We start from the raw sequence: 24,503 nt of genomic DNA on the forward strand, positions 1-24,503 counted from the left end.
TTATACGAATTTTCCATCGGTATCTAATTCGTAAGTTTTACCAGAAAAATGAAGCGTATAACTAGTTATATTGACAGTAATGTTACCATATATAGATAATATTTTTTGATTTTTATAATGATCTTTTACTATTTTTGATATAAAATTTAGTTGATAGGTTAAACTTTTAAAAAATAACTCACCCCAATAAGGTTCTAATCCTATATATCTTTGCCTGCTTAAACTCAATGCTGCATATTTTAACTGAGTCATATCTCTTGGCTTAAAATCTGTATTTACATAAACATACGAACCTTTAAATTTTAACCTTTCTTCATAGTATCTTTCAGTTTTTTCAAACTCATCTTTAATGTCTTTTTTAAAATATTTACTTAGTGCTAAAATAAGCGTTCTAGAATTATGAGTCCAATCAAAATGTCCATTTGATAAAAACTCAAAAAGGCTATTTGATTTTTTTAAATTTATAAGTGCTTGTTTAAAATTTTGCTCTTTTGGGTACCCAAGCTCTTTTGAAATAACTTTCATATCGCTTTTCAATGTTAATTCCTTAATTTCATTAAAAATCATTTTTTATCCTTTTTTTTGATAATTTTAAATTCCAACAGCTAACAACCACATTTTAAATTTATTTTTATAAAATTCATTTAATTCATAGTCCCAAATAATTTTTACTTCTTCATTGCAGTTTTTTTCCACTTTATTTATTATTTCACACAAATCAAGCAAAAACATATTTGGATTTACAACAAAATAAATGTAAATATATTTTGCTTGTTTTATTTTTAATTTTTTTATTTTATGCAAAGCTTTACTTTTATTAAGAATTTGATTAAAGCCGATAATTTTACCTTGAAAACAAAATGTATTTTTTAAATCCTCAAAATCCACCATAAAATCTCATTTTATGGTATATACAAATATTTTTAAAAAAATTTTAGTCAATTATTAATTAGTTTTAAGATACTATAAAATTACATTGTGCTTTTTCTATATCTATATTAATTTTATCAAAGAAATATCTTTTTATTTCCATATTATCACTTTCTTTTGGCAAAAAATTTATGATGTTTTTCTCTGTTTTTATTAAATAACTAGTGTAAATTTTAAAACCAATTTTTTTATTTAAAAGAATAAAAACTACAAATTTACCAACTAAAAATACCGCAATAATCCATCCATAAACAAATAAAAATATACTGAAATCAAAAATTATCATTGTAATACCAACTAAAAGTATAGCCACAATTAAAAATTTTTTAGAGACAAGTTTTTGAGTTTGAAAATTTTCATTACAAATAGCAGTTTTATAAACTCCAATTATGTCGCTCAAATTTATTTCAAGTGCTGTATCGCTTCCTTTTCTATAGACAATTTTTGAATCATAAAAAATAATAGTTTTATATGGGTGTTTAAGTAACTCTAAAAAAATTTCTAAAGTAATAAACATAAAAATAATATTTTTTGGTATAAAAAAACACTTATGCCGTTAGAAATAAAATTAACAAACAACAAAACTGGAATTGTTACTGCGAAAAAGGCTGTTTCGTGCATATTGTAATCTCTTATAATTAACGGTTCTTTATCATAATCTCTTTTTTTAGGTTTTGCTTTATTGGATAAATTTTGAGAATTGTCTAAATTTGAGTCATTGTTTAAATTTGAATTATTCAAATTTGAATTATTCAAATTTAAATCATCTTCTAAATTTTTATTAGAATTTTCTTTATTATCAGAGTTATTGCCTAAATTCACTCTATTTTTAGGTCTATTGTTTCTTAAATATTCTCTAAGTTTTTCTCTTTTATCATCACTCAAATTTTAGCCTTTGCTGTTTTTATAAAAACGATGTATTCTAGTCTTTTAAAACTTAAAATATTATTTGAATTTTTTATTAATATAAATTTAGCATAGTGGCTAATTTAGGATTATCTACTATAACTTATTGTAATTAAAAACTTTTATTTATGGTAAAGATTTAATATAAAAAAGAGTGTTTAGTTTATCATTATAAGAGTTTAAAGATGATTTTAAATTTAATTTTATATATTTTTCTGCCTTATCAAGCTTCTCTTTAGCTTTTATTTGCCTATCTAATAAATTCATAATTATCCCCTTTAAATAAAATTTTATTATTAAAATATGTTATAACTTTTTGGTAAATTGTCTATATCAATATTTTTTTGCAAAAAATATTGTTTTACCTCTTTATAAATTTCATAATTATAAAGATAAATTATATAATACCGTTTAGCAAAAGAATTGTTATAGCTTAGCAAAAAAGTTGGTTTATAAATTTGTATAAATGGAAATATTTTAAAGCCATTTACTCTTTTGTTTATAAATAGATAGATAAAAAATTTGATAAATAAATTTGAAAAATAAAAAGATATCACAATAAAAAATACAAAACCTTTACTAATAATTATAAGTACAACTAACGAAGAATATATTATAATATCAGCAATATCAAAATTTGAATTTTTTGAATAATTTGTAGAAAATGGTAAAATCAACTCGCTAGCCACAATCTTGCTTTGCTTTTTTAATTTGCCATAATCATAAAATTCAATATATTTATTGCAAAATTTGATTTTATGATTTGAAAAATATTGTTTTTGACAAATAGTTACGACAAAAATATATCCAACTAACAAAAACAATGCAGCTATATACCCATCAAAATCTATAACCGACCCTTTATATAAATCTTTGCAAAAACAAGAGATAATTAAAGATAAAATCAAAGACGCCATAAACATAATAAGAACAAAAAACTCTTCATAGCTTTGTATTATCAGCGGTTCTTTATCATAATCTCTTTTATTTAAGTTTGTTTTATTATCTGAAATTTGAGAATTGTCCAAATCTGAGTTATTATTTAAATTCAAATTATCTGAGTTTAAATCATCTTCTAAATTTTTATTAGATTTTTCTTTATTATCAGAGTTATTGCCTAAATTTATTCTATTCTTAGGTCGATTATTTCTTAAATATTCTCTAAGTTTTTCTCTTTTATCATCACTCAAATTTTAGCCTTTTTGCAAGTAAAACCTAAATCTTAAATTTTGGGATATTGTATCAAATTTGGATTTAAAATATTGTTTAGATTAAAACATTTTAATTTTTAAATTTAGAATTTTTTTTATAGTTTAAAAACATATTGATAACTTATGTTTTTGTACAATGCTATGCGTGATATGAGGTGCATTTTATAAATTTGACTTAAAAATAGCAAAGCCTTAATATTACACTTGGTGGAGGTGTGCGGTGTCGAACCGCAGTCCAAAAGCAAAAGACCAAAGTCTCTATACATGTTTAGCGAAAGTGAAATTTCGTTTAAGAAGGCCCACTTTCATTTTGCTAGCAGTTAGAACAACTACTAAGCAAAAAACCAAACTCTTAAACTAAGACAAGAATTTCATCTAAATGTTTGTCAAACATCTAAACTACACTATTTAAATGACTTGCTACTTTGCCTAAATAGTATCAACAAATGCAAGGCTCAACTGAACTTACGCTACTTTTGCGTAAGCAGGAGCAAATTTAACGTTATTTGCGTTTAATTTTAATTTGAGCTTTTAACACTTTGCTCAAAGCGACATGCAACCGTGACCGTTTAACTCCTGTCGAAGCCAAGTCACCCCCATTTAAATGTGTGTAATTTTACATAAAATACTACTTTTTGTCAAATTTTTATATTATTTTGGTAGAATATATATTTAATTTTAATAAAAAGGGCAAAAATGAAAAAAACTATTATTTTATCTATTTTATTATCACTTAGTCTAAATGCAAGTGAAAAGGCAAGAGATTATTTTAGTGAAAATTTAAATATTGATGATGGACATCAAGCATTTGTTGAAAATAAATATGAAAAATCAAAAGAAATTTGGACTAAACTTTGTAATGAAAACGATGGCAAAAGCTGTACAAATTTAGCATGGCTTTTAGATAATGGTTTAGGTGTAGAAGTTGATAAGCAAGAAGCTATAAAGTTTTACGAAAAAGGCTGTGAGCTAAATAGTCCAGAAGGTTGCTCAAACATAGCAATGATGTATTTTAGAGGTGAAGTTGTAGAAATGGACTTTGAAAAAGCTTTTAAATACTATGAAAAAGCTTGTGAGTTAAACCACCCTTTATCATGCGCGCAAGTTGGATATATGTATGAATTTGGTGATGGTGTAGAGACAAATATCCATAAAACTTTTGAATACTATGATAAATCATGCCAACTTGGATATGGTGAAGGATGTACAAATTTAGGAGCTCTTTATGCAAATGGAAATGGTATAAAAATAGATATTGAAAAAGCTAGTGAATACTTTGCAAAAGGTTGCGACTTAGGACATGAGCAAGGTTGCAAATATGAAACACAACTAAAAGAGTTAAAGTTAAAGGGTGAAATTTAAAAGTAATGGACAGAATCGTCGAAATAGAAAAAGTAAATTTTGAAAAAGAATATGAAGTAAGCCTAAGACCGCTAAATTTTGATGAATATATAGGCCAGGAAAAAATAAAACAAAATTTAAAAGTTTTTATAGGCGCTGCAAAAAAAAGAGCTGAGGTTTTGGATCATACTCTTTTTTATGGACCTCCAGGGCTTGGAAAAACAACATTGGCTCATATAATTTCAAATGAAATGAATGCAAATATAAAAATAACTGCCGCACCAATGATAGAAAAAGCTGGCGATTTGGCGGCTATTTTAACAAATTTAGAAGAAGGTGATGTTTTATTTATAGATGAAATTCACCGCTTAAGCTCGTCTATTGAAGAGATTTTATATCCTGCCATGGAAGATTTTAGACTTGATATTATAATTGGTTCAGGTCCTGCTGCACAAACTATCAAAATAGATATCCCAAAATTTACACTAATTGGTGCAACTACTAAAGCTGGTATGATTTCAGCTCCACTTAGAGATAGGTTTGGAATTTCTTTTAGGCTTGAGTTTTACTCACCAGATGAACTAGCTAGTATAACTCAAAAAGCTTCTTTAAAATTAAATAAAAGCATTGATAAAGATGCCTCACTTGAAATAGCAAAAAGAAGTCGTGGAACTCCTAGAATAGCATTAAGATTATTAAAAAGAATAAGAGACTTTGCCGATATAAATGATGAAGAAAACATATCATTAAATAGAGCAAAAACATCACTAGATGAACTTGGAGTAAATGAACTTGGTTTCGATGAACTTGATTTAAAATATTTGGGAATTTTATTTGAAGCAAATAAAAAACCACTTGGATTAAATACTATTTCAGCTGCATTAAGCGAAGATGAAGGAACTATTGAAGATGTAATAGAACCATATTTGCTTGCAAATAGCTATATACAAAGAACAGCAAAAGGCAGAATTGCAACTTACAAAAGCTATGAAATGCTTAAAATTCCATACCAAAAAGGACTTTTTGATGAAGACGAGTAAATACTTTTTTGTGGGTTTTATACTTTTTTTATTTTGTTTTGTGATTTATCTTTTTAACGGTTTTTTGCTTACAATTGCCATTGGGATACTTCTAGCTGTTTCAACTGCAAATATTAATAGATTTTTCCTTAAACTAACAAATGATAAAAATCTACTTTCAGCAACTTCTACAACTCTTGTTTTGGCATTATTTTTTTTAGTGCCATTTATGTATGCAGTTATTGAGCTTGCAAAATACGCATCAAGTTTTGATATGAAAAATACATCTATTGTATTAAATTATATACAAAATTTTAATTTTCACTTACCTGAAAAATTTGCATCTTTTGAGCCAAAAATAAAAGAATTTATAGCCTCAATAAACATAAATTCCTTAGTAAAACAAGGTGCAACTTATCTTTCTACTATAGGCAAATCAAGTGCAAAATTTATTGTAGATATGGGTCTTATAATAGCATTTTACTTTTTTGCAAATTTATATGGAAAATCTCTTATGAGTTTTTTAAAAGAAACTTTGCCAGTTGAAGCCTCACATATAGATTCAATCTCTCATGAAGTAGCAAATACAATGAGTGTTGTTTTATACTCAACCATAGCAACTGCTGTTTTACAAGGGTTTTTATTTGGTGTTTTTCTATCATTTTATGGATATGATGGCTTTTTAATGGGAATATTATATGCTTTTGCATCGCTTGTGCCAATAGTTGGTGGGGCTTTGATATTTGTACCAATTAGTATTTATGAATTAGCCAATGGCAATACCTTAAACGCAATTATAATATTTTTATATTCAATAATCATGATAGCAACTATTGCTGATAACTTTATAAAACCATTAATAATTAGATTTATAAACTCAAAACTTGTAAGTAGCCCTGCTAATATAAATGAGCTTTTAATATTTTTTGCCATGCTTGCTGGACTGTCAACATTTGGCTTTTGGGGGATTATTCTAGGGCCTGCAATTGTAACATTATTTATTGCTTCATTAAATTCATATAGAATAATTACAAAGGAATTTGATAATTTAGACTAACTTTAAACTTGTAAAAATTTAATTATCGAAATAGTTAAATTTTTACAGTTGTTAAATTTATTATAAATTCTTTTATTTAATATATCTATAAAAATATAGTTTTAGTCACCAAACAATCTCGATAAAAATTAATCTGTTTTTACAATTTTTTTAATTTAAATATCTAAAAATACTTAAATTTTACATAAATTTTATGATATTAATTGAAATTATTATTTTACATTCAAGAATTTATTTTGATAAATCGTTTTGAGTAATTTAAAATATTATACAAAATTACTGACCAATTTAAAAGTTCTTATTTTTGAAAAATTGATTTAAAAAATTTGAGAGTATATAATAAAAAAGTAAAATTTAGCAAGGAAAAACCTTGCTAAATTTTTGTGTAGTAAATTTCTACTTCGCACTTGCCATTTTGCGGCGTATAAATGCTATTTGATTTTGTAATGGTAAGTGTTTAGGACAAACATCCTCGCATCCTAGAAGCGACATACAGCCAAACACACCACTATCATCTCCAATTAACTCATAAAAGTCCTCGTCGGTTCTTTCATCAAGTGGATCTTGATGGAATCTTGCTATTCTATTTAGTCCTACAGCTCCTAAAAAGTCACTTCTCATGATGGCTGTTCCACAAGCTGCAACACAAAGTCCGCACTCAACACATCTATCAAGTTCAAATGTTTTTTGAGCAAGTTCTGGATCAACTTTTTCTTCAAGTTTTGAGATATCAGTTTGTTTTGTAGTGTGTATCCAGCTCTCAACTCTTTTATCCATATTTGCCATCCATTTTCCAGTATTTACACTTAAATCTTTGATTAAACTAAATACAGGAAGAGGCATAAGCTCGATTACTCCACTCTCATAATCTTTTGTCAAAGTTCTGCAAGCAAGTTTTGGTTTACCATTTACAAGCATGCCACAACTTCCACAAATTCCAGCTCTACAAACAAAGTCAAAGCTTAAATCTGGGTCAAATTTCTCTCTTATTTGAGTTAGTGCCACAAATAAAGTCATACCTGAAGTTTCTTCAAGCTCATATGAAGCAAAATGTGGCTTTGAAATTTTACTTAAAGGATTATATTTTAATGCTTTTATAGTTATTTTTCTACTCATTTTCAACTCCTACTCTTTCATTTGGTGCTTTAAATTTAGGCTGCAACTCATAATGCATTAACGCATCTTGAATTTCATATCTACTTTTTCCTTCTTCTTTCATTTTAGCAACTATTTCATCAACTTCTTTTTGTCTTTTTGCACTATCAGGATGCTCGATGATATTTCCTTTTGCACCATAACCTCTAAATTTAGGAGGAATTTCCATCTTCATTATATCAAGTGGCTCATAAGTGATAGTTGGCATTGTATCGCCATCTTTCCATGAGGCAAGGGTTCTTTTTAGCCAGTTAGCGTCATCTCTTTTTGGATAATCTTCTCTATAGTGAGCTCCTCTACTTTCAGTTCTATCAAGCGCACCTTTTGCAACACAAAGTGAAAGTTTAAGCATCATAGGTGTTCTGTATGCATCTTCAAGTTCAGGATTTCCAAATAAAGCCTTATTTTCAACTTTTAAATCAAGTGATTTTTTATAAAGTTCTTCAAGTTCTTTAACAGCTTTTTCAAGTCCTTCGCCTGTTCTAAAGATAGCAACATTTTCCCACATTACATCTTTCATTCTGTTTTTTATCTCATAAACATTATATTTGCCATCTTTTTCAACAAGACTCTTTAAATAATCTTCTTCTTTTTTTACAAATTTTTCAACATCTTTTGTGTTTATATCAATATCATGCTCTTTACAATAATCAGCAAAATAATCACCAACTATCATACCAGCTACAACTGTCTCAGCAACTGAGTTTCCACCAAGTCTATTAAATCCGTGCATATCCCAACAAGCTGCTTCTCCAGCACTAAATAATCCCTTTAGTGTAGGGCTTTCTCCAGTTGGTTTTGTTTTAATACCGCCCATTGAATAGTGTTGCATTGGTAAAATTGGAGCCCAACCTTTTCCAATACCATTTTCATCTTTTTCTGTATCTGCTGGGTCAATACCATTGAAAGTTTCACAAATTTCTTGAACGTCTCTTAGGTTCTTCTCTATATGCTCTCTTCCTAATATAGAAATATCTAGCCAAACATGATCACCATAAGGACTTTTTACACCTTTTCCTTTTCTAATGTGCTCCATAATTCTTCTTGAAACAACATCACGACTAGCAAGTTCTTTTTTCTCAGGCTCATAATCAGGCATAAAACGGTGTCCATCAACATCTCTTAAAATTCCACCATCACCTCTACAACCTTCAGTTAATAAAATTCCACTTGGAACAATTGGTGTTGGGTGAAATTGAACAGCTTCCATATTTCCAAGTTGTGCAACGCCTGTTTCAAGTGCTATTGCTACACCTATTCCCTCACAAATGGTAGCATTTGTAGTTTGTTTATAAATTCTTCCATAACCACCTGTTGCTATTAAAGTTCCTCTAGCAACATAGGCTTCTATTCTACCATCTATTAAATCTCTTACTATAGCACCATAGCATCTATTATCTTTATGGATAAGTGCAATAGCTTCTTTTCTATCTCTTATATCAACGCCGTGTTTTGTACATTCATTTGCAACGCCAAAAAGCATTGTGTGTCCTGTAGCATCAGCTGTAAAACAGGTTCTCCATTTTTTAGTACCGCCAAAATCTCTTGAGTGAATTAAGCCATGAACTTCATCTTTTTCAGTGATAGTTGTTTTTTGTGCGTTAATAATCGCATCTCTATCGCCTTTTGTTATTCTTGTCCAAGGAACACCCCAACTAGCTAGCTCTCTAATGGCTTTTGGTGCTGTTTGAGTAAACATTCTAGCAACTTGTTGATCACATCCCCAGTCGCTTCCTTTAACTGTATCTTCAAAGTGCACATCTTCGTTATCGCCTTCGCTCATTTTTGAATTTGCTAAGCTTGCTTGCATACCACCTTGTGCAGCAGCTGAGTGAGATCTTTTAACCGGACAAAGACTTAAAACTATTGTGCTATTTCCTTTTGCAGCAGTTGCCGCAGCAGCCCTAAGACCTGCTAAACCACCACCAATTACTAAAGAATCGCAATATATTATTTTCATAAATTTCCCTTTCTTACTTTGCTAACCAAACAAAATCAGCTATTACTGAAAGCACAAATAAACAGCCCCAAACTATAAAAATAATTTTTTTGATTTTTTGTCTATGGGCTATCATTTCCTCTTTTTTAGCACCATCAATACTTATCCATTTTACATAAAGTCTATAAACTCCAATGCCAGCATGAACTACAGTAAATAATAAAAGTGCAAAATAAAATAAATGAAGCTCGTGAAATCTTCCTGCTGATACTTCAGCTGTTATTTGTTCACCAAAAATGATAGTTATAAGATGCGCACTCGCAAAGAAAAATAATAAAAATCCTGTAATGAATTGAAACCACCATAAGGTAGTATCACAGTGATTAAATCTAATTTTGTGAGCTTTAAATGCTCTAAAAGCCGCATAATTTTGCGGAAATTTTCTCATTGCTAAAAATGCATGCAAAACAAAAACACAAAAAATAAAAAAAGCAATTAAATTTGTAATTTGCCAAATTCCAAAAGGCTCAGCAAAACTTACAATGCCTTCAAAAACACCTTTACCGATGATGATAGAACCCGTAAAAAGCATATGACAGATCATAAAAGCTGCCAAAATAAGCCCAGTAATACTTTGTAACTTATCTTGAAGTGCCGGAATACGACTCTTTTTACCATCAACGGATTTACCTAAAAATCCCTCAATCTTATTTACCATAAGAACTCCTTTACTAGTAAAATTTTAACTATGTTTCACTATTGTTTAATTATATCTTAAATTTTCTTTTTAATTGCTTAAATTTTTTTGATTATTTGTTTATATTTTTTTAAATGATAATAATATACAATTACACCAAAAATAAGCATTAAAAAAGATAAAATTTGCCCCATACTAAAACCTAAAAACACACCAAGCTGGATATCTGGCTCTCTAAATATTTCACTTATAAATCTCATTAATGAATACAATATAACATAAATAGATATTAGCTCTCCATCAAATTTCTTATATTTTTTATAAAAAATTAAAATTATAAAAATTAAAATACCTTCTAAAAAAGCTTCATAAAGTTGGCTTGGGTGACGCAAAGCTCCATCTACATAAATTCCCCATGGAACTTCTGTGATTTTGCCAAAAAGCTCTTTGTTTAAAAAATTTCCAATTCTTCCAAAAACATAAGCTAGCGGAACACTTAAAGCCACCAAATCAAGCAAAAGCCATAAATTTTCTTTATATTTTTTACAAAAAATATAAGTGGAAATCACAAAACCAATTAAAGCACCATGGTAACTCATGCCACTAATTCCCACAAATTTACCATTATAAAATGGGTTAAAAATTTCCCAAGGATGAGTTAAATAAAAAATTTGCTCATTTGAATAAATAAAAATATATCCAAGCCTTGCACCCAAAATAACACCTATTTCAACAAAAATGAAATATTTATCAAGCATTTCATCGCTAAAAGGAAAATTACTTCTTTTTGCAAAATATTTGGCTAAAAAAAGCGCTAGTAATAGCGCTATAACATACATAAGCCCATACCAATGCACTTTTAAGCCAAAAATTTCAAATGCTACTGGATCAAAATGGCTATAAATTTCATTCCACCAATTCATATTTTTCCAATTTGTTTTTTAAAAATTTAAATTTTAAGCCCTAAAGTAGTTTTTAACATATTTAAGTAATCTTCCAAAAACCAGCCAAGTGCTTTATAATAATCACTTTTTGATTTTGTTTTTAAAATTTCACTTAAAGCTCTAAAGCTTTCCATAAAATATTTTGTTAAATAAAGACCTAAAAAATTATGTGTTTTTTCACCATCATCGCTTTTTAAAATTACTGCTAAAAATGCAAGCATATTTGCAGCATGACTTTCATCTAGCTCTTTAAAAGGTTTTTGATATCTTAATTTTTCAAAAAACAAACTCATATCTGTTTTACTTATAAGACAGTAATAATCCATTTTAAAAAACTTTTTTAAATTCTCATAATCTTTACAAATTTCACTGTAATCTTCTTTTAAAGCTTTTTGCCAAATTTCATGAGCTGTTTTATTGGATAATGTTTCATTTTGTAAAATCCACTTAGGAGCCATTTTTTTAAAATTGTCTTCACTGATAACACCTTTGAAATTTGTAGCAAATATCACACAAATCATCGCATAAAGATCTCTTACTTTCATATTTTTCCTTTTAATTTTTAGCTTTTATCTCTTTTGCAAAAAGCAGTGAATTTACACCATATTTTTCTCGTATAACTTGCACTGCCTTATCTATCTCAATATCACTTTGTTTTATTTGATTAAAAAGAGTTTTTTCTATATTTTTCTCTTCAACAAAGCCACCAACCCCAACACTTATATAAATAATTGGCTTATTTATAAACTCATCACATCTTTGAAAAAGTTCATTCATAATTTTATGCAAAACATTTTCATAAAATTTAAACTTATAAGTTAGAGATCTAGTGATAGTAATTTTATCTAAATATTTTATCTTGAGTTCAAATTTAGTTGGATTTTGACCAAATTTATAGATATCAAAACACAAATATCTACAAAGAATTAAGATTCGCCTTTTAATTTCATCTCTATTACTTATAGCTTTAAAAGTCCTGCCATGCGAAAAACTCTTTCTTTTTGAGTTTGTTTCGACTATGTTTTTACCACTTCCTGTGATGTTTTCATATAATTTTATACCATTTTTACCAAGTTTTTCAAAAATAAATTTAGATCCTTTTACATCTCCTAGAGTAAAAATACCATATTTATTAAGGCGCTTTAAAGCACTTTTTCCAACACCAGGAAATTTAGAAATATCAATATTTTTTAAAACTGTGTCAAAATCATCTTTTTTAATAATCTTAATACCGAAAGGTTTTGCTAAATCAGTTGCAAGCTTAGCTATAAATTTTGCATCACTTATGCCAATGCTTGATGGAAGTTCAAATTTATTTAAAATTTCATTTTGTAAAAATTTGGCAAATTTCAATGGATCTTTCATAGCATTTGTTCCACTTAGATCCAAAAAAAACTCATCAATACTGAATTGCTCAATATCTGGAGTAAATGTATATAAAAATTTATAAAGCTTTTTTGAAAGTTCTTTGTAAAAATGGTGATCTGATTTTACAACTATTAAATTTTTGCACAATACTTTAGCTTGCTTTAATACCATAGCAGACTTTACTCCATACTTTCTAGCCTCATAGCTAGCACTTAAAACAACTGAATTGTTTATATCACTATTAGTTTCACCAAAGTCTTCATTTAGTCCACCTCCAATAACAGCTAAATTTTTACCAATCAATCTTTTATCTTTTATCCTTGCAGCTGCTACAAAAAAGCAATCTAAATCAATGTGTAAAATCAATACCCAAGCCTATTTATAACCTATAATATCAAGTCCAAAACCACTAAGTCCAGCAAAATCTCTATTGTGACTTTTACTAATAATATTTATTTTTTCTATTTTTAAATGAGCTAATATCTGAGCTCCTATACCGTAATCTTTCATAGAGCCATTTTGAAGTGCGTCAAACATTATTAAAACCCCACCCTCGTTCTCTAAAATATCTAAGCTTCTTTTAAATTCACTAAATTTATCAGTTGTTAAAAACTCATAATCACTTGAAATTTTATGAAATTTAACATTTGAAGTTTTTGAAATATCTCCAAAAATATAAACTCTTTGAATATTATTTTTGTGATCAACTACCTCATAAAATTTAGCCTTAATGCCAGCTAATTCTCCATATTTTAACTCACTAAATTTTATCAAAGTCTCATTTTTTAGACGGTATTTTACTAAATCAGCCACGCTTACCATGTTTAAATCAAATTTTTTACAAAATTTATCTAAATCATCTCTTCTTGCCATAGTTCCATCTTCATTTACTATTTCGCAAATTACACTTACTGGGGCAAGTCCGGCAAGCTTGCAAAGATCAATGCTTGCTTCTGTGTGGCCAATTCTTTCAAGCACTCCGCCATCTTTTGCAATTAATGGAAAAATATGCCCTGGAAAGACAAAATCATCTTTTGTTGAAGTTGAAAAATTTGTAATTAACTTTATAGTCATATCACGCTCAACTGCACTTACTCCAGTTGTTGCTTTTTTGGCATCAACTGTTATAGTAAAAGCGGTTTCGTGATTTGAAGTATTATCTTTTACCATAAGATCAAAACCAAGTTTTTTAGCAATTTCTTTATTAACTGGTGTGCATAAAACTCCTTTTGCGTGAGTTATGGCAAAATTTACCTTCTCAACATCACTAAAAGCTCCAGCAAAAACCAAGTCCCCTTCATTTTCCCTATCCTCATCATCAACAACTACTATCATTTTCCCATTTTTTATATCTTTTATAGCTTCTTCTATACTCACAAAACCCATAATTACCTTTCTAAAACTTCTAAATCTTGGTCATCTTTGTTTAAATCCTAGCAAATTTACTCACTAACATACAAAAAGCATACTCGGTTCGTAAATTCACTACGATCTAAACAAATACCCCTATTTTATCCTAAATTATTTTAAATTTAAAAACCTTATTCATAACTTCGTATTTTTGAAAATTTAGGATTTTAGTGATTTAAATTTTTAAACACATAAAATTTAAATCACGGCAACAAAATAGATTTTCAAAAATAGGCGGTATTATAAAAAACTTTTTAAACTTTCAAGGGAGTTACCTTGTTGGTAACGACCGCAGGAGGTTTTGAAAAGTTTTTTAATAAGATCGTCAATCTTTTAAATCTTCCTTAAACCCTAATTTAATTTTTTCATAAATATCTCCAAAGGGCACACCATTTACCCTAACACAACCTATTGTAGTTATAAAATTTGTATCCCCGCTCCATCTTGGAACTAAATGATAATGCACATGCTGGGCGATACCTGCTCCTGCTGCACTTCCTAAATTCATGCCTATATTTACGCCACTTGCGCCAATATATTTCTTTAAGACCTCAACACCCTTTTTAACAAATTTGCTCATTTCAGTCCAAATTTCATCATCTAAGTTTTCAATGTTGTCAATATGTTTATAAGGAATTACCATAAAAGCTCCAGGACTGTATGGGTATAAATTCATCACACCAAAACAGTGTTTTGCTCTAAAAATAACACCATTTTTTTTATCATTTTCTCTACTATTTACAATATCACAAAATACACATTCACTTTTTTTATGGCTAAAATATTCACTTCTCCAAGGTGCACAAAGATATTCTAACTTATTACCCATTTTACTTCCTTTTTATTTTTAAAATTTTATTCTAAACCTTTCATTTTTAAAATAGCTTTTCTAACATCCTTTTCTCGCATAAAAGTTTCACCAATTAAAAATGCATCAACACCGATTTTATGCAATTGTTTTAATTGTTCACTATCTTTTAGTCCACTTTCAGCAACGATTATTTTATTTTTTGGAATAAGTGGAATTAAATCAGAGCTTAAACCCATGTTCATCTCAAAAGTTTGCAAATCTCTGTGATTTATACCAAATATCTTTGCTCCAGCAAAAATAGCATTTTTAACATCTTCTTTATCATGTGTTTCAACCAAAGCCTCAAGACCTAATCTATGGGCAAATTGAAGTAAATTTTTAAGCTCATTTTTGCTTAATGCCTTAGCAATTAATAAAATAAAATCAGCTCCATAAACTAAACTTTCTAAAATTTGATATTCATCAACAATAAAATCTTTTCTTAAAATTGGTATTTTTGTATATCGTCTAATTTGTGGAATGAACTCTAAATTTCCTTTAAAATAGTGTGGTTCTGTTAAAATTGAAAAGGCGTTTGCTCCACCTTTTTCATACTCTACTGCAATATTTACTGGTTCAAAATCATTTCTTATAACGCCTTTACTAGGACTTGCTTTTTTAACCTCAGCTATTATTTTAAATTTATCTTTTTCATCTGTTTTTAAGGCAGTTATTACATCTCTTGGAATAAAAGGATTAGCCGAAAGACTTCTACCAAGAACATCAAAAGGAATATCTTTTTTTCTTTTTTCTAAGTCAGATTTTGTTTTTTTTAAAATTTCATCAAGTATCATTTTATATCTCCGCTATTTAAACACTTATTTATAGCTTCAAAATGCTCTTTTGCCTCGCTGCTGTTTAAAAAATCACTAAATTTATAGCTGATTTGTTTCATAATTTCATCAGCTTTTTTACACTCTTTTAATTTATAATATCCCCAAGCAAGCGAATCTAAATAATAAGGAGAATCTGGTTCTTTTAAGAGTGCCTTTTTAACAAACTCAATGCCTTTTTTATAGTCAATATCATGATCAATCAATAAATATCCATAATAATTTTCATAAGTTGCATTATTTAAATCTTTAATAGACTTATCAAATTTATCTAAAATCTCTTTTAGTAATTTTTGATTTACATTAGGAGCATTTTTTTCATATAAATTCATCGCTTCTAGCGCTAAAAACTCTGTATCATTTGTCTTTTTAAAAAACTCTTTTGATAGTTTTATGGCCTTATCATTTTGTTTTAAAAAACCATATAATTCAACCAACATTTTATTTTTATAGTCATATTTTTTCAACAAATCTACAGCCTTATCATACTCTTCAAAGGTTATGTAAAAACTAAGAATATAGTCTAAAAATTTGCTATTTTTTGTATCTTCATAAAGCTCTTCGCAAATTTTTACAACCATGTCAAAGTCATTTTGTTGTCTATAAATATCAACTAGCATACTACAAACTGCCAAAGAACAGCCATTTTCTTTCTTATAGCTTTCTAGCTCTTTTAATGCCTCATCTGTTTGTTTCATACTTAATAAAACTTTTACATATCTTAAAAAATTTATCTCGTTTTCATCTAATTCATAGGCTTTTTTATAGCTTTTAAAAGTTTCATTTTGTAAATTTAAAACTTCTTCTATTTTTCCTAAAATAATAAAACTTCTTGCGCTATTATCTATTTTAGTAAGATTTCTTGCTAAATTTAAAGCCTCATAAAGACTATTTTTAGATAAAAGATAAGCTATTTTTATCCTTAAAAACTCATCATCATCTTTTAATAAAACACTTCCTTTTTCAAGATAAAAACCTAAATTTGTAAAATCTTCATAATTATAAAGTATCTTTATGACCTCTTTTAAATACTCAGGTTTTTTTGTCTTATCATATAAATATGTAAAAATTGAAACTGAATCTTTTGGGTCTTTTTCTTCTAGTAAAAGCGCTTTAAATACATTTAAGCTTTCATCGTAAGATTTCGTATCAAAGGCATTTAAATTTAGACAAAAAAGTGATATAAAAAGGCATTTTATAATTGTTTTACACCTATGCATTCTTTCTCCAATTCATTATAATTTTTCTTAAAATATTCCCAAAACGGAAAAGTTCTGCACTGCTTTGGGCGATATTCATAAATAGAACAATTTAGATTTTTTTCATCAAAAAAAGCACATTTATAACCATTTTTATAAACGCTTTCTTTTATACTATACCTGACTCCAAATTTTTCTAAATATTTAAATTTAAACTCATCAAAACTTAAATTTAAATATTTTGCCAAATCTTTAATTTCATTTTCATTTATCCAAATATAACCACTTTCTCCTGTGCAGCACTTTCCTTTGCAAATTTCACATTTTTTTTCATCAAAACAATAATTAAACCCATCTTTTTTAATCATAATTTTTACCTAAAACAATATCTTTACTTTCTAAATTAGCTTTTTTAAAAAGTTTTAAAGCTTCTTTTGTATAGCCATTTTCATCACTTAAATAAAATCCCTCATCAACTAAACATAAAGATTTTGAACTTTTTTTTGCTTCTATTAAAGCAATTTTTGCTTTTTTACCAATTTTTGGATAAATAAATTTTAGTTTTGTCATGCAAAATTTATTTTTTAAAAGCAAATAAGCTACATTCATAAGCTGTTTTGCATCATAACAAAATATAAGAGATCCGTGCGATTTAAGATGAGTGCTTGAGTTTTGGATTAAATCACTTAGACTTAAATTTGATGAATATCTGCTTATATTTAGATGTAAATTTTCACTTTTTATAACTCCATCGTGATAATATGGCGGATTTGAGATAATTGTGTCATATCTTTTATCGCTTTTAAACTCTTTAAAATCAGCAAGAATAGTATTTACATCAAGTCTATTTTCGTTTGAGTTTATTTTACATAATTTTATATTTTCTTTTTGTATGTCCATTAAAGTTAAATTTGCATTTTTTAAATCTCTTTTTAATAAAAGTCCTAAAACTCCACACCCAGCCCCAACTTCTAAAATATCACCTTTTGGACTAATATCAAAAATAAAATTATAAAGCATGATGGTATCACTATTGTAGCGATAGCCATCTTTTAGTTGATAAATTATCATAAAGAGTTTATATGATTTACAATTTTACTTGAGTGATTTAGGGCAAATACTATTGATCCGCCATTTTTTGTTATTAAATCACCACCGATATAAAGACCCTCAATATGTGTTTGGCAATTTTCATCAACTATTGGAATGCCGTTTTCATCTATCTTAACATCTGAGTTTTTTAAAAAATCAACTGGAGTTGTGCCGCCTATTGCATAAATAACTCTATCATAGACAAACTCTTTGCCATCTTTAAATTTAACAACAACTTTTCCCTCTTCATTTTCAAGATTTTCAATATCTGAGCTTAACCTTAAAATAATATTTCCATATCTTTCTTCATGGGCGATATCTTTTAAATTTATCGCATTTAATCTTGTAAAATTACTTTTTCTATAAGCAAGCGTTACGATATTATTACTAGAAAGACTTATAGCGTATTCAACAGCTGAGTTTCCACCACCTACAACCAAAATCTTTTCATGGCTTCCACACTTATCAAGATTAAAATTTACAACGGGATTTAGCGATCTTGGAATTTTATAATCAGGTTTATTAGGTTTTCCCATTCTTCCTATTGCAATTATTACTTTTTTAGCGTAATAATGAGTTTTTGGAGCATAAATTTCAAATAATCCATCTTCATTTTTTTTAACTTTTTCAACTTCTGTATTAAAAAATGCATCAATATCTTCACTATCCAAAAGTGTATCAAAATAGTTTAAAACATCTTCTTTTGTGCCAGTTTCAAACTTTACCATACCTTTTGTTTCACTATCTAAACCCTTATATTCTTTATCAACTCTTTTATTTTCTTTATAAAAAGTTCTGATTGTTTGAGAGTGGTTTGAGCCTTTTTCAAGAAGTAAGACTTTATTAATTCCACTTATTTTGGCCTCCACAACCGAGGCTAACCCACACGGTCCGCCACCTATAATGGCAAGGTCATAAATTGTTTGCATAATATTACCTTTTTGTAAATCATTCTAAAGCTATATTATATTACCATTTTGATAAACAAATGCAAATATCCAAAGTCATTTTTACCAAATTAAATAAAATGTAAAAAATAGTAATAATAGCTTTAATATTTTATTTAAATTTCGGTGCAACTATAAGCCGAGTTCTGTTTTTCAAACGATCATTTATCTAGACTAAATTTTACAATTTAGTTCAAGCGAAGGGTTTTATTCTAAGATTAAACCATCCCTTCTTGCTGCAAGTTGGGTTTGCAAAGCCGTTGATGTTGCCAAAAACGCTGGTAGGCTCTTACCCCACCATTTCACCTTTTCCACATTATTAAAATAAAGTGGTAGTTTACTTTCTGTTGCACTATCCCTTGGGTTACCCCAGCCATTCGTTAAATGGAACTACATCTTAGAGCAGCTCGGACTTTCCTCGTATTAACGCGATCGTTCATTGCACCGAAAAAGGTATTTTAACAAAAAATCAATAAAAATTTTATGAATTTAAGAAGATTAGCTATAATGTAGTAAAAAAGGGAAAGAATGGATGTTTTAACGCTTGAAAATTTTACAAAATTAGACTACATGGGAATTTTACAAAATTTAAAAAATAAAACTTGTTTAAATTATAGTACAATTTTTAATAAATTAACTAAGTCTAACAAATATTCAAAAAATGCAAAAGAAATTTTAAATTTATTATCAAATATTTGTTCTATTGATCTAAAAGCAGATAGCTATAATGAACCATTTATTCCGATGTTTCAAAACTATCAAAAACAAACTTTTCTACCTGATGATTTAACAAAAGATGAATTATATTTTTTAAATCAAATTTTAAATGAATGTAAAGACTTTAGAATTAAAGCTAGAATAGCCGATATTTTATGGATTTACTATAAGCCAAAAAATATAAAATATTTAAAAATAGCTATTCAAGAATATTCTAAATTTCCTATAGATAATTTTGATAATACCCTTGAATTTAGTGAAGCTATCAACTCATATAAAAGAGCTATATTTCTTGCAAATTCCACAAAAAATAAAGAGTTATTAAGCGAAATAGTAAACAGGACTACTAATGCATTTTTAAATTTACAAAACAATAAGTATATACTCAAACTTAATGATATTTTAAAAAAATTACAATTAAAAGATAAATTAAAATATGAAATAATAGAAAATCTCAAAATTAAAACTAACAACGCACAAAAAATAGGCTATCTAGAAGAAATTAGAAACTGGTATATAATTCTTGGCAATACAGACGAAAAAAATAATACAACTATTGAAATAATCAACACTTATATAGAACTTGGAAATAATAAAAACTGTTCATGCTACTACAAAATGGCATTAAAAGAGTATTGTTCCCTTCCCAATAAAATAAAAGAAAATTTAGATATAGAAAAAGATTTTCTTTATGGAAAAATTGAGCGAACTAATAAAATACAACTAAGAAGCATTAAAGGTCCGGAAACTTCACCTATTAATATAAGTAATTTAACAGATAGTAGTATAAATATGGTAAAAAATAAAGATATTTCTACTGCATTGCGATTTTTTACAAATGGCAGACAAAGAGCTGATTTTGCTAATTTAAAAAAACAATCTGAAAATATCTCTCAAAACTCAATAGCATCAATATTTAAATACATACAATTATCACAAGATGGTAAAAAAATATCAGAGGAGCCATATGAAAATATAGTTTTATCTATAAATTACAATATACACTTTAATCTTGCAGTATATAGCTTTATTATTCCAGCATTAAACCAAATTTTAATGGAGCACAGAATTTCCAAAGAGTATATTTATAATATATGTAATAATTCTTTACTTATAGATAAAAACAGGGTTAATCTTTGGACAAAAGGATTACATCTTGGTTTTAAGCATGAATTTTTACTATCAGCACATATACTAATACCCCAAATAGAGTACCTAATTAGATTTATTTTAAAAGCAGATAATGTTACAACTACCATAATTGATAACTGTGGAATAGAAACAGAAAAAAGCCTTAATAAGCTCCTAAAAGAAGAAAAATTACAAGAGATACTAGAAATAGACCTAATAAAAGAATTACAATATTTATTAATACAACCAACACTATATAATTTAAGAAACGAAATAATTCATGCTCTTGTAGATGACAATATTGATAAAGTGGGAATTATATACTTATGGTGGCTATGCTTTAGGTTAGTTTATAAAAGTATTTGCCATATAAATAAAACTTAACAAACCAAAGGAAAACACTTTGGTTTGTATTTTAACCTTGTAAAACATCCCTTGCACATTCGCGTGAATTTTTAATACAATCATTCATAGCAACACCCTTATAGGCGTTTGAATTTAAATAAAGTCCTTTTACTTGCCTTATATCTTTAAAAATTTCAGCCACATTTGATAGGTGACCTAAATTATAATTTGGTATGCCTTTTTCGTGTCTTTTTACATATGTCATTACCGGCTCATCAGAAATTCCCATAGTATTTCTTATGCCAAGTCTTGCAAGCTCAACTAAAGTTTTTTCATCTTTTAAGGCTAAATCTTTATCTCTTTGACCGCCTATCATAACGCGAAGTAGTACCTTACCATCAGGCGCTCTATCAAAAAATATCGAGCTATCCCATAAAATTCCCAGCACTGGTTGCTTTGATGAACTTGTTGTTAAAAGTCCAAAGCCTCTTAAGGCGTGATCAAGGTTTTCATATCCAAGCCCAACTACAGAAATAGGAGTGTATTCAATAGCTTTTAACCTTTTTGATGTATCTGGAAGAAGCTTGTTTAAAAGTTCGCAAGCTCTATAAGCAGGAGTTGAAATAATAACTTTATCAAACTCTAAATTTTTATCGCCATTTAGTATAAATTTATCATCTTTTTTTTCTATTTTTGAAATTTCAAAATTTGCAACAATCTTAGCATTTGATTTTTTGCCAACTTCTTTTATTAAGGTCTCACATCCACCTTTAAAACTCATCAAAACACCACTTGGGGCAGCACTTTTAGCTCTCATAGCAAGCATTGCTTTTATAAGTCCGCCATATTTTTTTTCCATAGCTGTTATTTTCTCAAAACTTGCATTAACTGAAATTTTATCAGGACTTGAGCCATAAACTCCTGCAACCATTGGATCTAAAAAAGTTTCGGTAAGCTCTTTTCCAACTCTTCTATAACCAAACTCTTGCAGTGTTTCTTCCATGTCATCTTTTTTTTGCGGTATAAAATACTCACATGCAACTCTTATTTTTCCAAGTGGCGACATAATCCCACTTAAAAAGAAATCTTTTGCACTCTCTGGCATTTTATAGAGCTTATCTTTATAAATAAATCTAACTCTCGCATTGTCATTACTCTTTAAAAGTAAATTTTCTATGCCTGCATATTTTAAAAGCTCTAAGGTATCAGGTCTATTTGATAAAAAACCATTAGTTCCCTCTTCAATTAAAAATCCTTTTATATTTTTAGTTCTCATTTTTCCACCAAGCTCTTTTTCTTTTTCAAAAACTGTTATATCGTATTTATCACCATCGCTATTACCAAAAAAATTTAGATAAAAAGCTGTTGTTAAGCCACTTATCCCTCCGCCGATGACTGCTATTTTCATACTCTCTCCTTGTAAATTTAAACCTTATATTACAATAAATTTATAAAAACTTGACTTAATCAAAAATTTCTTTATGTAAAATCTCTCTTAAAACCACAGTTGCATAACTTCCTTTTGTAAGTTCAAAACTCATGCTAAATTGAGCTAATTCAGGCGTGTATTTATAATTAACATTTTTTAAAAAACACCATGCAAAACGCCTACTCCCATTCATTTTTTCAATAAATTTAAATGAAGGATGATAAATTTCATCTTCTATATCTTTTGCCAAATCTTCGCTTTCAAAAGCTTTATTTCCAGGAAGCAGACCAAAAGGAGTAATATCACGATTTAAAAATCTTTTAACCTCACTTGCTAAATCTTTGCATAAAAATAGTTTTCCATGTGGATAATGCCCCAAAACATCTCCATTAAAAAGTTTGAAAAAATTAGGTTGAAATTTTAAATCTTTTATAGTTTCTTTATCAAATCCATAAATTTTATTTATTTCATTTTCATTAAAATCTCTTATAAATTTTGAAATTTCAACTCTTTTACTAAGCCATTTATTAAAAAGCTCACTTTGATAAGCTGAAATTAAGAAATTTTTAATTTTTGGATTTTTCATCTTTAAATTTCCACTTAAAATTTCCTCACCCTCTTTTGCGTTATCTTCAAATTTACCAAATCTTTGAAAGCCAAAATAGTTTGCATAGCCATTTTTATCCAAATTTAAAAGAGCATTTTTAAGCTTTAAGGCATCAACCTCGCTAACTTTTTTAAGTCTTATAAAAAAACTATTTCCGCTTAAATGACCAATTCTAAGTTTATTTTTATGTGTAAAAGTATCAGTTATTTTCAAACTCTCGTGAGTAAAATTTGCTAAGTTTTTTTCAAATTTTTTAGGAAGTGAGATAAACTGAGTTGTAAAACCCTCTTTGTCTTTAAGTCCTGCATATCCAAAATCCCTCATTTTAATACCTGAGTAATCACTTAAAATATGAAGTGCCTCAAAAGTTGTAAGTCCTTTTTTAGCGATATTTAGTATCAAGTGCTCACCCTCACCGCTAAATTCATAAAGTGGAATTTCTCTAACTACAAAATCATCTGAATTTTTACTAAAATGTACATTTATGGGCGAATGATCAAGAGTGAAAAGTGGTTTAAAAATGCCAATTTCTTGCTCGTTTTTTATATTTTCCATCTATTGTTTCTCCAAAAATAGTAAGTTTTATCCTAGCTTTTTTAGCCTCGTTTATGATTCTAAATTTGTTTTTTTTACTAAAACTAAAAAGCACCTCATACTCTTCACCGCTTAAAAACTCATATTTTTTAAGCTTTTTTATAAATTTAATATTTTTATTTTTTATAAATTTAGGCAAATCACACGCAAGTCCATCACTTATATCCATAGCTGAGTTTATGAATTTTGATGAGTTGTAAAAAAAATTATCCCTTAAAACAATATTTCTAAATCGTGAGTTTTTGCCAAGAATTTTATAGTTTTTCGCACATCTTTGAAGCGTTTTAAGTCCTTTTAGACTTCCTCCTAAATTCCCTGTAAAAGCTAATAACTCACCATTTTTAAGTTTTTTTCTAAAAATTGGTTTTTTTGCATAAGATATAATGCTTACACTAATTCCCAAAATATCGGATTTTACTGTATCGCCGCCAATTATTTTAACTCCGTATTGTTTTGAAATATCTAAAATTCCATTTTTAAGCTCATCGATCTCTTTAAAAGTTATGTTTTTAGGAAGCATTAAACCAATTAATGTAAATTTAGGCTTTGCATTCATCACAATAGCATCGCTTAAATTTACACTCATTGCCTTTTTTCCTATTTCATAAAAGCTTAACCAGCCCATTTTGAAGTGGGAATTTTCCAAAAACAGATCCTTGCTTAAAACCAATTTTCCAAGCACTGCGCCGTCATCTCCGATAAATTTATTACTGAATTTTGATATTACAAAACTTTCTTTGTCCATAACTTATTATTTTATATTAATTTTGATAAAAAACTCT

26 protein-coding genes and 2 other RNA genes are annotated in these 24,503 nt (G+C 28.0%); 4 read left to right on the plus strand and 24 right to left on the minus strand.

What is annotated here, in order from left to right:
• The 7 genes from CURT_RS05820 to ssrA form a co-directional block, all read right to left on the minus strand.
• A complete protein-coding gene (locus CURT_RS05820; protein ID WP_018713804.1) occupies positions 1-567 on the minus strand; it encodes a hypothetical protein in 567 nt (188 codons plus the stop codon).
• Between the two features lie 24 nt (positions 568-591).
• Entirely contained in the window at positions 592-891 is a 300-nt protein-coding gene (locus CURT_RS05825; RefSeq protein WP_018713805.1) for a hypothetical protein, read from the minus strand.
• Positions 892-955: 64 nt separating this feature from the next.
• Positions 956-1,447 (minus strand): hypothetical protein, encoded by a 492-nt coding sequence (locus CURT_RS05830; RefSeq protein WP_018713806.1) that lies wholly within the window; start codon positions 1,445-1,447, stop codon positions 956-958.
• Positions 1,432-1,815 carry a hypothetical protein gene (locus CURT_RS05835; RefSeq protein WP_018713807.1) on the minus strand — a complete coding sequence of 128 codons (384 nt, stop codon included), beginning with the start codon at positions 1,813-1,815 and terminating at the stop codon, positions 1,432-1,434. Before CURT_RS05835 ends, CURT_RS05830 begins: the two co-directional genes overlap by 16 nt.
• 147 nt (positions 1,816-1,962) lie before the next feature.
• Complete coding sequence (locus CURT_RS05840) at positions 1,963-2,103, minus strand: hypothetical protein (protein ID WP_018713215.1); 141 nt, start codon at positions 2,101-2,103, stop codon at positions 1,963-1,965.
• A gap of 29 nt (positions 2,104-2,132) precedes the next feature.
• Positions 2,133-3,026, minus strand: coding sequence for a hypothetical protein (locus CURT_RS09455; RefSeq protein WP_018713216.1), 894 nt, complete (start codon positions 3,024-3,026; stop codon positions 2,133-2,135).
• A gap of 226 nt (positions 3,027-3,252) precedes the next feature.
• Positions 3,253-3,645: a transfer-messenger RNA gene (ssrA, locus tag CURT_RS05850) on the minus strand.
• Between the two features lie 98 nt (positions 3,646-3,743).
• Between ssrA and CURT_RS05855 the strand changes: the two genes are divergently transcribed.
• The 3 genes from CURT_RS05855 to CURT_RS05865 are packed head-to-tail and all read left to right on the plus strand — an operon-like array spanning position 3,744 to position 6,464.
• Positions 3,744-4,409: a tetratricopeptide repeat protein gene (locus CURT_RS05855; RefSeq protein ID WP_018713892.1), complete on the plus strand. Its 666-nt coding sequence runs from the start codon at positions 3,744-3,746 to the stop codon at positions 4,407-4,409.
• A gap of 5 nt (positions 4,410-4,414) precedes the next feature.
• Positions 4,415-5,428, plus strand: coding sequence for a Holliday junction branch migration DNA helicase RuvB (gene ruvB, locus CURT_RS05860; RefSeq protein WP_016647192.1), 1,014 nt, complete (start codon positions 4,415-4,417; stop codon positions 5,426-5,428).
• Positions 5,415-6,464 (plus strand): AI-2E family transporter, encoded by a 1,050-nt coding sequence (locus CURT_RS05865; RefSeq protein ID WP_018713891.1) that lies wholly within the window; start codon positions 5,415-5,417, stop codon positions 6,462-6,464. The genes ruvB and CURT_RS05865 overlap by 14 nt, the downstream gene beginning before the upstream one ends.
• 396 nt (positions 6,465-6,860) lie before the next feature.
• Here CURT_RS05865 and CURT_RS05870 read toward each other — a convergent pair whose 3' ends face one another.
• From CURT_RS05870 to rnpB, 14 genes are all read right to left on the minus strand, one after another.
• Positions 6,861-7,580, minus strand: a complete 720-nt coding sequence (locus tag CURT_RS05870; RefSeq protein WP_018713890.1) for a fumarate reductase iron-sulfur subunit — start codon at positions 7,578-7,580, stop codon at positions 6,861-6,863.
• The gene (locus tag CURT_RS05875; RefSeq protein WP_018713889.1) at positions 7,573-9,579 is read right to left on the minus strand and encodes a fumarate reductase flavoprotein subunit; all 2,007 of its coding nucleotides are present in this window, start codon (positions 9,577-9,579) and stop codon (positions 7,573-7,575) included. The genes CURT_RS05870 and CURT_RS05875 overlap by 8 nt, the downstream gene beginning before the upstream one ends.
• A gap of 13 nt (positions 9,580-9,592) precedes the next feature.
• Positions 9,593-10,276, minus strand: coding sequence for a fumarate reductase cytochrome b subunit (locus CURT_RS05880; RefSeq protein ID WP_018713888.1), 684 nt, complete (start codon positions 10,274-10,276; stop codon positions 9,593-9,595).
• Positions 10,277-10,353: 77 nt separating this feature from the next.
• Complete coding sequence (lgt, locus tag CURT_RS05885) at positions 10,354-11,178, minus strand: prolipoprotein diacylglyceryl transferase (protein WP_018713887.1); 825 nt, start codon at positions 11,176-11,178, stop codon at positions 10,354-10,356.
• A 26-nt stretch (positions 11,179-11,204) separates the two neighbouring features.
• The gene (locus CURT_RS05890; RefSeq protein ID WP_018713886.1) at positions 11,205-11,744 is read right to left on the minus strand and encodes a hypothetical protein; all 540 of its coding nucleotides are present in this window, start codon (positions 11,742-11,744) and stop codon (positions 11,205-11,207) included.
• Positions 11,745-11,754: 10 nt separating this feature from the next.
• A complete protein-coding gene (locus tag CURT_RS05895) occupies positions 11,755-12,933 on the minus strand; it encodes a Y-family DNA polymerase (RefSeq protein ID WP_018713885.1) in 1,179 nt (392 codons plus the stop codon).
• 9 nt (positions 12,934-12,942) lie between these two features.
• Positions 12,943-13,953 (minus strand): bifunctional 3,4-dihydroxy-2-butanone 4-phosphate synthase/GTP cyclohydrolase II, encoded by a 1,011-nt coding sequence (locus CURT_RS05900; protein WP_018713884.1) that lies wholly within the window; start codon positions 13,951-13,953, stop codon positions 12,943-12,945.
• A gap of 349 nt (positions 13,954-14,302) precedes the next feature.
• A complete protein-coding gene (locus tag CURT_RS05905; RefSeq protein ID WP_018713883.1) occupies positions 14,303-14,806 on the minus strand; it encodes an HIT family protein in 504 nt (167 codons plus the stop codon).
• 26 nt (positions 14,807-14,832) lie between these two features.
• A complete protein-coding gene (gene trpC / locus CURT_RS05910; RefSeq protein ID WP_018713882.1) occupies positions 14,833-15,621 on the minus strand; it encodes an indole-3-glycerol phosphate synthase TrpC in 789 nt (262 codons plus the stop codon).
• A complete protein-coding gene (locus tag CURT_RS05915) occupies positions 15,618-16,880 on the minus strand; it encodes a tetratricopeptide repeat protein (protein ID WP_018713881.1) in 1,263 nt (420 codons plus the stop codon). The genes trpC and CURT_RS05915 overlap by 4 nt, the downstream gene beginning before the upstream one ends.
• The gene (locus CURT_RS05920) at positions 16,856-17,227 is read right to left on the minus strand and encodes a YkgJ family cysteine cluster protein (RefSeq protein ID WP_081617959.1); all 372 of its coding nucleotides are present in this window, start codon (positions 17,225-17,227) and stop codon (positions 16,856-16,858) included. Before CURT_RS05920 ends, CURT_RS05915 begins: the two co-directional genes overlap by 25 nt.
• Positions 17,220-17,930 (minus strand): tRNA1(Val) (adenine(37)-N6)-methyltransferase, encoded by a 711-nt coding sequence (locus CURT_RS05925; RefSeq protein ID WP_018713880.1) that lies wholly within the window; start codon positions 17,928-17,930, stop codon positions 17,220-17,222. The genes CURT_RS05920 and CURT_RS05925 overlap by 8 nt, the downstream gene beginning before the upstream one ends.
• Positions 17,927-18,880 (minus strand): NAD(P)-binding domain-containing protein, encoded by a 954-nt coding sequence (locus CURT_RS05930; RefSeq protein ID WP_018713879.1) that lies wholly within the window; start codon positions 18,878-18,880, stop codon positions 17,927-17,929. Before CURT_RS05930 ends, CURT_RS05925 begins: the two co-directional genes overlap by 4 nt.
• Before the next feature lie 137 nt (positions 18,881-19,017).
• Positions 19,018-19,346: RNase P RNA component class A (rnpB, locus tag CURT_RS05935), an RNA gene on the minus strand.
• 80 nt (positions 19,347-19,426) lie between these two features.
• Between rnpB and CURT_RS05940 the strand changes: the two genes are divergently transcribed.
• Positions 19,427-21,130 carry a DUF4209 domain-containing protein gene (locus CURT_RS05940; protein ID WP_018713878.1) on the plus strand — a complete coding sequence of 568 codons (1,704 nt, stop codon included), beginning with the start codon at positions 19,427-19,429 and terminating at the stop codon, positions 21,128-21,130.
• A gap of 31 nt (positions 21,131-21,161) precedes the next feature.
• On the opposite strand, the gene hemG is transcribed toward CURT_RS05940, so the two are convergent.
• From hemG to CURT_RS05955, 3 genes are read right to left on the minus strand one after another with little or no spacing between them, the layout of a single operon-like run.
• Entirely contained in the window at positions 21,162-22,499 is a 1,338-nt protein-coding gene (gene hemG, locus CURT_RS05945) for a protoporphyrinogen oxidase (RefSeq protein WP_018713877.1), read from the minus strand.
• 55 nt (positions 22,500-22,554) lie between these two features.
• Positions 22,555-23,673, minus strand: a complete 1,119-nt coding sequence (gene truD, locus CURT_RS05950) for a tRNA pseudouridine(13) synthase TruD (RefSeq protein ID WP_237721151.1) — start codon at positions 23,671-23,673, stop codon at positions 22,555-22,557.
• Positions 23,642-24,466 (minus strand): thiamine-phosphate kinase, encoded by an 825-nt coding sequence (locus tag CURT_RS05955; RefSeq protein WP_018713875.1) that lies wholly within the window; start codon positions 24,464-24,466, stop codon positions 23,642-23,644. The genes truD and CURT_RS05955 overlap by 32 nt, the downstream gene beginning before the upstream one ends.
• Between the last annotated feature and the right edge of the window lie 37 nt (positions 24,467-24,503).

The organism is Campylobacter ureolyticus (assembly GCF_013372225.1).
In the GTDB taxonomy this organism is placed as follows: domain Bacteria; phylum Campylobacterota; class Campylobacteria; order Campylobacterales; family Campylobacteraceae; genus Campylobacter_B; species Campylobacter_B ureolyticus.